Origin of the sequence: Hydrogenophaga electricum (assembly GCF_030160815.1) — a bacterium.
In the GTDB taxonomy this organism is placed as follows: Bacteria; Pseudomonadota; Gammaproteobacteria; order Burkholderiales; family Burkholderiaceae_C; genus Hydrogenophaga; species Hydrogenophaga electricum.
This window is the reverse complement of sequence record NZ_BSPB01000088.1, coordinates 1-7889: the sequence shown is the minus strand read 5'-3', so window position 1 is coordinate 7889 and position 7889 is coordinate 1. Positions and strand designations below refer to the sequence as shown.

The 7889-nt window shown below is 61.9% G+C and carries 9 protein-coding genes; all 9 read right to left on the bottom strand.

Going from position 1 to position 7889, the window contains the following annotated elements:
- Positions 1-151, bottom strand: a 151-nt coding sequence (locus QQK43_RS22095; RefSeq protein WP_284309331.1) for a GTP-binding protein, incomplete at its 3' end; no start/stop codon positions are given.
- A gap of 222 nt (positions 152-373) precedes the next feature.
- A complete protein-coding gene (fusA, locus tag QQK43_RS22090; protein WP_234264708.1) occupies positions 374-2476 on the bottom strand; it encodes an elongation factor G in 2103 nt (700 codons plus the stop codon).
- 84 nt (positions 2477-2560) lie between these two features.
- Positions 2561-3031, bottom strand: a complete 471-nt coding sequence (rpsG, locus tag QQK43_RS22085) for a 30S ribosomal protein S7 (protein WP_066160156.1) — start codon at positions 3029-3031, stop codon at positions 2561-2563.
- Between the two features lie 151 nt (positions 3032-3182).
- A complete protein-coding gene (gene rpsL, locus QQK43_RS22080) occupies positions 3183-3560 on the bottom strand; it encodes a 30S ribosomal protein S12 (RefSeq protein ID WP_234264707.1) in 378 nt (125 codons plus the stop codon).
- A gap of 227 nt (positions 3561-3787) precedes the next feature.
- The gene (locus tag QQK43_RS22075) at positions 3788-4957 is read right to left on the bottom strand and encodes a D-alanyl-D-alanine carboxypeptidase family protein (protein WP_502260861.1); all 1170 of its coding nucleotides are present in this window, start codon (positions 4955-4957) and stop codon (positions 3788-3790) included.
- A gap of 49 nt (positions 4958-5006) precedes the next feature.
- Positions 5007-5630 carry an alpha/beta hydrolase gene (locus tag QQK43_RS22070; protein WP_234264705.1) on the bottom strand — a complete coding sequence of 208 codons (624 nt, stop codon included), beginning with the start codon at positions 5628-5630 and terminating at the stop codon, positions 5007-5009.
- A 10-nt stretch (positions 5631-5640) separates the two neighbouring features.
- Positions 5641-5979 (bottom strand): (2Fe-2S) ferredoxin domain-containing protein, encoded by a 339-nt coding sequence (locus QQK43_RS22065; RefSeq protein WP_284309490.1) that lies wholly within the window; start codon positions 5977-5979, stop codon positions 5641-5643.
- Between the two features lie 11 nt (positions 5980-5990).
- On the bottom strand, positions 5991-7100 hold the full coding sequence (locus QQK43_RS22060; RefSeq protein ID WP_234264703.1) for a VanZ family protein: 1110 nt from the start codon (positions 7098-7100) through the stop codon (positions 5991-5993).
- 11 nt (positions 7101-7111) lie between these two features.
- The gene (locus QQK43_RS22055; protein ID WP_284309489.1) at positions 7112-7540 is read right to left on the bottom strand and encodes a CopD family protein; all 429 of its coding nucleotides are present in this window, start codon (positions 7538-7540) and stop codon (positions 7112-7114) included.
- Positions 7541-7889: the final 349 nt, after the last annotated feature.

Genomic DNA, 7889 nt, shown 5'->3' with positions numbered 1-7889 from the left:
CGATCTGGTCATAGGCCTTGGCCTGACCACCGAACTTGCGCGACAGCACCGTGGTGATCGCCGCCGTCAGCGTCGTCTTGCCATGGTCCACGTGACCGATCGTGCCCACGTTCACGTGCGGCTTGGTCCGCTCGAACTTTTCCTTTGCCATTGCAAATACCTCAATAAGTAAAGAACAACGCCCGTGTAGGTTTAACGTCTCCGGCACAGACCTGCCACGGGCAACAGGTCAACCTGAAAAGGCGCCGAAGACAAAAAATTCCTGCCAAGCACCTCACCCCCAGCAACCACTGCGGACCCGGTTTTGCCGGACCGCAGGTGGGCTCCTTGAGAGGGAGTCTCACCGCGGCAGCGGTGCAATGCGGGAGAGCGCTTACTTGGCGCGGGCCGAAATGATGGCTTCTTGCACGTTGCGCGGCGCTTCGCTGTAGTGCTTGAATTCCATCGTGTAGGTGGCACGGCCCTGGGTTGCCGAACGCAGCGTCGTCGAGTAGCCGAACATTTCCGACAGGGGCACTTCGGCCTTGATGGCCTTGCCGCCACCCACCATGTCTTCCATGCCCTGCACCATGCCGCGACGGCTGGACAGATCGCCCATCACGTTGCCGGCATAGTCCTCAGGCGTTTCCACTTCCACCGCCATCATCGGCTCGAGAATGACCGGCTGGGCCTTCTTGCAGCCTTCCTTGAAGCCGAAGATGGCAGCCATCTTGAACGCCTGTTCGGACGAGTCCACATCGTGGTACGAACCGAAGTGCAGCGTCACCTTGACGTCCACCACCGGATAACCAGCCAGCACGCCAGTGTTCAGGGCTTCGATCACGCCCTTTTCCACGGCAGGAATGTACTCGCGAGGCACCACACCACCCTTGATGGCATCGACGAACTCAAAGCCCTTGCCGGGTTCCTGCGGCTCGATCTTGAACACCACGTGACCGTATTGGCCCTTACCACCCGACTGGCGCACGAACTTGCCTTCGGCTTCGTCCACGGTGCCACGAATGGTTTCGCGGTAGGCCACCTGCGGCTTGCCCACGTTGGCTTCCACGCCGAATTCACGCTTCATGCGGTCGACGATGATTTCCAGGTGCAACTCGCCCATGCCTGCGATGATGGTCTGACCCGATTCCTCGTCGGTCTTCACGCGGAAAGACGGATCTTCGGCAGCCAGACGACCCAGCGCAATGCCCATCTTTTCCTGGTCGGCCTTGGACTTGGGCTCCACGGCCTGCGCGATCACGGGCTCGGGGAACACCATCTTTTCCAGGGTGATGATGGCCGACGGATCGCACAGGGTTTCACCCGTGGTCACTTCCTTCAGACCCACACAAGCAGCGATGTCACCAGCGCGGATTTCTTCCACTTCCTGGCGGTTGTTGGCGTGCATCTGCACGATACGGCCAATACGCTCTTTCTTGCCCTTGATCGGGTTGTAAACGGTGTCGCCCTTCTTCAGCACACCGGAATACACGCGCACAAAGGTCAGTTGACCGACGAACGGGTCGGTCATCAGCTTGAACGCCAGCGCCGACAGCTTCTCGTCGTCATCGGCCTTGCGACTGACTTCCTTCTCGTCATCATCGGTGCCGGCCACCGGCGGAATGTCCACCGGCGACGGCAGGAAGTCGATCACGGCGTCGAGCATGCGCTGCACACCCTTGTTCTTGAACGCCGTACCGCACAGCATGGGCTGGATTTCCACGGCCAGCGTGCGGGCGCGGATACCCGTCTTGATCTCTTCCTCGGAGAGGTCACCCTCTTCCAGGTACTTGTTCATCAGGTCTTCGCTGGCTTCAGCCGCGGATTCGACCATCTTTTCGCGCCATTCCTGCGCCTGCGCAGTCAGCTCGGCCGGGATGTCCTGGTACTCAAACTTCATGCCCTGGGAAGCCTCGTCCCAGATGATGGCCTTCATCTTGATCAGATCGACCACGCCCTTGAAGTTGTCTTCGGCGCCAATGGGGATCACCACGGGCACCGGATTGGCCTTCAGGCGCAGGCGCATCTGGTCATAGACCTTGAAGAAGTTGGCACCGGTGCGGTCCATCTTGTTCACGAAGGCCAGGCGCGGCACCTTGTACTTGTTGGCCTGGCGCCAGACCGTTTCCGACTGGGGCTGCACGCCACCCACGGCACAGTACACCATGCAGGCACCGTCGAGCACGCGCATGGAACGCTCCACCTCGATGGTGAAGTCCACGTGGCCGGGGGTGTCGATGATGTTGAAGCGGTGCTCGGGATAGGACAGGTCCATACCCTTCCAGAAGCAGGTCGTGGCCGCCGACGTGATCGTGATGCCGCGCTCCTGCTCTTGCTCCATCCAGTCCATGGTGGCAGCGCCATCGTGCACTTCACCAATCTTGTGGTTCACGCCGGTATAGAAAAGGATCCGTTCGGTCGTGGTGGTCTTGCCGGCGTCGATGTGCGCCGAAATACCGATGTTGCGATAACGCTCGAGGGGCGTGGTGCGTGCCATGAAAATACTCCTGAAATTGGCAGAGCCCGCCACCCTTTTCGGGTGCTGCGGGCTCGCCGGTCGGGTTGACTTGTGGTGCCGGACTTAGAAGCGGAAGTGGCTGAACGCCTTGTTGGCTTCGGCCATGCGGTGCACTTCGTCACGCTTCTTCATGGCGCCGCCACGGCCTTCGGTGGCCTCAACCAACTCGTTGGCCAGGCGCTGGGCCATGGATTTTTCGCTGCGCTTGCGGGCCGCTTCCTTGATCCAGCGCATCGACAGCGCCAGACGACGGACGGGACGCACTTCAACGGGCACCTGATAGTTGGCGCCACCCACGCGGCGGGACTTGACTTCCACCATGGGCTTGACGTTGTTGATGGCTGTCGAGAAGATTTCCACCGGGTCTTTGCCGGTCTTCTTCTCGATCTGCTCCAGGGCACCATAAATGATGCGCTCGGCAACAGCCTTCTTGCCGCCTTCCATGATCACGTTCATGAACTTGGAGAGCTCGACATTGCCGAACTTGGGATCCGGCAGGATTTCACGTTTAGGGACTTCGCGACGACGTGGCATTTCTACACCTCAAATTTGCTTCAGCTGGCGCCTTCTCAGACACCGCGAGAACCCAGCAAGGCCCTCACTTACTCGACCCGACACCAACATGGCGCCTGGGGTCACTACGCTTGACACGGCTTGCCGGCCGGCCAAACACCGAATACCAGGATTACTTGGCCTTGGGCTTCTTCGCACCGTACTTGGAGCGCGATTGCTTGCGGTCTTTCACACCTTGCAGGTCCAGCGAGCCACGGACGATGTGGTAACGCACACCAGGCAGATCCTTGACACGACCGCCACGAACCAGCACCACGCTGTGCTCCTGGAGGTTGTGGCCTTCACCACCGATATAGGAAATCACCTCAAAACCGTTGGTCAGGCGCACCTTGGCGACCTTACGCAGAGCGGAGTTAGGCTTCTTGGGCGTCGTGGTGTACACGCGGGTGCACACGCCGCGACGCTGCGGGCAGTTTTCCATGGCCGGGCTTTTGGATTTGGTCTTTTCGACCTCCCGGCCGTGGCGCACGAGCTGGTTGATGGTTGGCATTGATAAACGTCCCTAAACGTTTGAAACGAGAAAAGAAAACCCTTCGGAAATTTCCGAAAAGCCCTCTAATGTATCACGCAGCCTGAGAGCAGGCAAGCGAGGCGTTTTTGCCGGGCAGAAGCCCTGGACGGGGAGCCCCTCAGGCCGCCTGGCGTCCCGCTCGCGCAAGACCGACCCCGAAAAAGCCCCCAAGCCCATCCCGGAAACTCGGTAAATGGGCTGTGCGTTCACTGAATCCAGAGACGCAGTGCGTCCCATGCACGACCAAAGATGCCGCTTTCCTCCACCGTGTCCAGCACGGTCAAGGGCACTTCGGCCACGGGCGTGCCGTTGGCCAGACTGACTCGCAAGGTACCCAGCAACTGGCCACGCTGCAAGGGGGCAACCAGCGGATCGGGACGCAGCACCTCGGTCTTCAAGCCAGCCCCCTCTCCGGCCGGCACCGACACCACAACACCTTCGGCGCGCCCCAGACGGGCCTGCGCAGCCTTGCCCTTCCACACCTTGGGCGTGACCACCGCCCCGTCGGCAGGCGCCAGGCGCACGGCCTCGTAGGCGCTGTAACCCCAGTTGAGCAGTTTCTGGCTTTCTGCCGCACGGGCGTTTTCGCTGGCAGCGCCGAGCAGCACGCTGAGCAGGCGCCGCTGACCCTGCACGCCCGCTCCCAGCCCCGGCACTTCGCGCCGTGCCGTGGCCACCAAGCAGTAGCCGGCTGCCGCCGTGTGACCCGTCTTCAGACCATCCACCGAAGGATCGCGGAACAGCAGCAGGTTGCGATTGGTGTCGTTGGCCGCCGGCGTGCCCGGATAACGGTAGCGCTGGATGGCGTAATAGCCCACGTACTCGGGAAAATCGCGCATCAGGCGCGTCGCGAGCACCGACAGATCCCGGGCGGTGGTGGTGTGCCCCGGCGCCGTCAAACCTTCCGGGTTCTGATAGCTCGTCGCATTCATGCCCAATGCCTTGGCCTGGGCATTCATCATTTCCACGAACCGTTCGACCGTGCCACCCACCCCCTCGGCCAGCGCGACCGTGGCATCGTTGCCCGACTGCACGATCATGCCCTTGAGCAGATCCTCCACCGGCACCTGCATCTTCGGGTCGATGAACATGCGCGATCCGGGCATCTTCCATGCACGCTCACTGACCGGCAAGGTCTGGGCCAAACTGAGTTTCTTGGTCCGCAACGCATCAAAAACCAGGTAGGCCGTCATCAGCTTGGTCAGCGACGCAGGCTCCACAGCGGCATCCGGGTCCTTGGCGGCCAGCACCTGACCCGACGTCACATCCAGCAACAGATAGGCACGCGCCGCAATTTCTGGTGGCTGGGGCGTCTGCGCCCACACCAGGGCAGCACACAGAGACAGAGAAACAAAAGCAATCAGGCGGCGCAACAACATCGGACCCAAGAAAAAAAGAAACGGAAACAGCGCCTGAGCCCAAAGATCAGGCGCGCAAATGCCGGAGCACGAGGTCCTTGAGCAAGGGCAATTGCCCATGGAAAAAATGCCCACCCCCAGGCACCACCAGCACCGGCAGAACTTGAGGCCGCGCCCAGTCCATCACCGCAGACAGGGGCACGGTATCGTCCTGCTCGCCGTGAATGACCAATGTGCGTTCATGAAGTTCCGGCGCCACTGCCGCCACGTCGAACCGGCTGGCAGCGGCCCCGACCAGCACAACCTCGCGCAGATCGCGCTCGGCATGCAGTCTGGCTACCGCATGACTGGCTACAAAAGCGCCAAACGAAAAGCCGGCCAAGGCCAGGGGGCCGGTCGGCGCCTGGGCCTGCACCACCGACAGCAGATCGTCCAGCTCACCCCGCCCCTCGTCGTACGCTCCGGCGCTATCCCCGACCCCCCGAAAATTGAAGCGAACCGCCGTCCAGCCTGCTTGCACAAAGGCTCGGGCCAGGGTCTGAACCACCTTGTTGGACATTGCCCCGCCATGCAGCGGGTGGGGGTGGGCAATGACCGCCACACCCAGCGGCACTGCGGCGGGACGGTCCACCGCAACCTCCAACAATCCAGAAGGTCCCGGCTGCGTCAACAGTTCGGTCTGCGCATTCATGGGCCGACCATCAACGGCCAACGTCCGGCGGGGTCAGCAGCCGCTCGACCACCACACCGTCACGCAAATGCGACTGCACAATTTCGTCGATATCGGATTCATCGACATAGCTGTACCAGACCGCCTCCGGGTAGACCACGGCAATGGGCCCGCCCGCACAACGGTCCAGACACCCCGCCTTGTTGACACGCACCCGCCCCGGACCGAGCAACCCCAGGCTCTTGGCCTGCGATTTGCATCGATCAAATGCTGCCTGCGCCCGATGCCGGGCACAACAGTCTTCGCCATTGGCGCGCTCGTTGAGGCAAAAGAAGATGTGCCGTTCGTAGTAAGACTTGGTTTCAGCCATGGGGAGGAATTCTAGTCCCCGCCCCCTTCAGCACGCCCCCGCCCACCCCTCAGCAACGCCTGCAAGCCAAAGCCCAGCACCCCATACGGCCAGAGCCAGCCCAGCCATTGCGAGAGCCCGTAGAACCTGATGAAGCGCCCCTGCTCCCAGATACCCACAGACTCGGCCAGGTAGGGCAACCCGCGAGAACGGTTCAGGAGCACCAAGGACGTCAACAGTCCGATCACCAGCGCCGCCAGCGCCGCACGCCGCGGCAGCGTCAGACACGCCACGCCCCCCACCACAGCCCAGCCCAGCCCCTGCAGCACCGCTGGCGAGATCCACGAGCCGGCATGGACTGGACCGTAGGTCAGGGCGGCCGACAGGGTGATCGCCAATCCCCCCGCCAGCATCACCACCAGCAGGCACAGCAACCGCTGGCCCCAGGTCCGCAATTCGGCGTACATCAGCAGGGCGGGCGCCAGCACCCCCAGCGCCACACAGACCCTTTGGGTCCACTCATTCCACGGTACCCATTCCGCATACACGTTTGCCGGCACCATACCCACAGCCTCCGAACCCATCAGCACGGCGTCCAGCAAACGCTCGGCCACCTGCCCCAGCCCGAACGGCACCGATGAGGGATACAACAAGGCTGCTGGCCACAGCGCCAGCAGCACAAGCGACCCGCTGGCCTGCCCAGTGAACAGACGCCCTCTCAACCGTGTCCAACGCCGGAGCCAGCCCAGACGGTCCAGCCACCATGCCAAACCCACGCCCCACAAGGTGCCGGCACTGTTCAGCAACAGATCGAGGTTCGAAGGCACCCGCATCGGCAGGAACACCTGAACACTCTCGACCGTCAGCGACAGCAAGACACCCAAGGCCCAAGCCGCCAGCCCCACCACCCAGACACGGGCCGCATGCCGTCCTGCGAGCATCAGCAAAAACCCCAGTGGCACATACCCCAGCAGATTCGACACCACATCGAATGCCGTCCAGTAGCGGGACAGCGGCGCTGTCAGAAAGCCCCACCAAGGCTCAGCAGGCAGACGCCAGCCCACAAAAGGGTACAGGCTGGCGTAAAGAATAAGCCCAATGAATGCCAGCGCCAGCCACCAGGCGAATGAACGCGGCCGCATGGCGCTTCCCGTCAGAACGGTTTGACCACCACAAAAATCACGGCCACCACCAACAAGGCCACGGGCACTTCGTTAAACCAGCGAAACCAGACGTGCCCACGCCGGTTCGCGCCTTTGCGGAAGCTCGCGAGCAGGCGCCAGCAGGCATGGTGATAGCCGAGCAGCAGCAGCACCACCAGCAGCTTGGCGTGCATCCAGCCATTGCCCGGCCCACGCCCGATCCCGTACCCCAGCCAAAGCCAGAGACCCAATGCCAAGGCCAGCAAGGCCAAAGGGGTCATGAAGCGAAACAGTTTGCCCGCCATGAGCAGCAGCCGCTCACGCTCCGCCCCGCTTTCGGGGGGCACCATGGCCAGGTTCACAAAAATGCGCGGCAGGTAGAACAGGCCGGCAAACCAGCTGGCCACAAACACGATATGGAAGGACTTGACCCAGAGCATGGGGCCAGTTTAGCCGTGCCGACTGCCGATGCGGGCACCTCTTTGGACGCGCCAAAAAAGAACCCGGCCAGGGGCCGGGTCGGTAAGCCTTTTTGCTGTCACACACTAAGGCACCCGCTCAGGGAGGAAAAGCGGGGAGCGCGCCTTTCGGTTTGCTCAAGGCAGATGTTACAACATTTTTTTCTGCCGCCAAGACAACCCCCTGTCAACTTTGACAGGGCGTATGGAAAAAGAGACGCCGCGACTGTGCGTTAGCTGTGATGTCTCAATAGGTTGTTCACCCGGAAGGGTCTGGGAGACTGGAGTTACGACGCTTCAGAACTCTCAGAGGAATCCCCCCGGATGAACA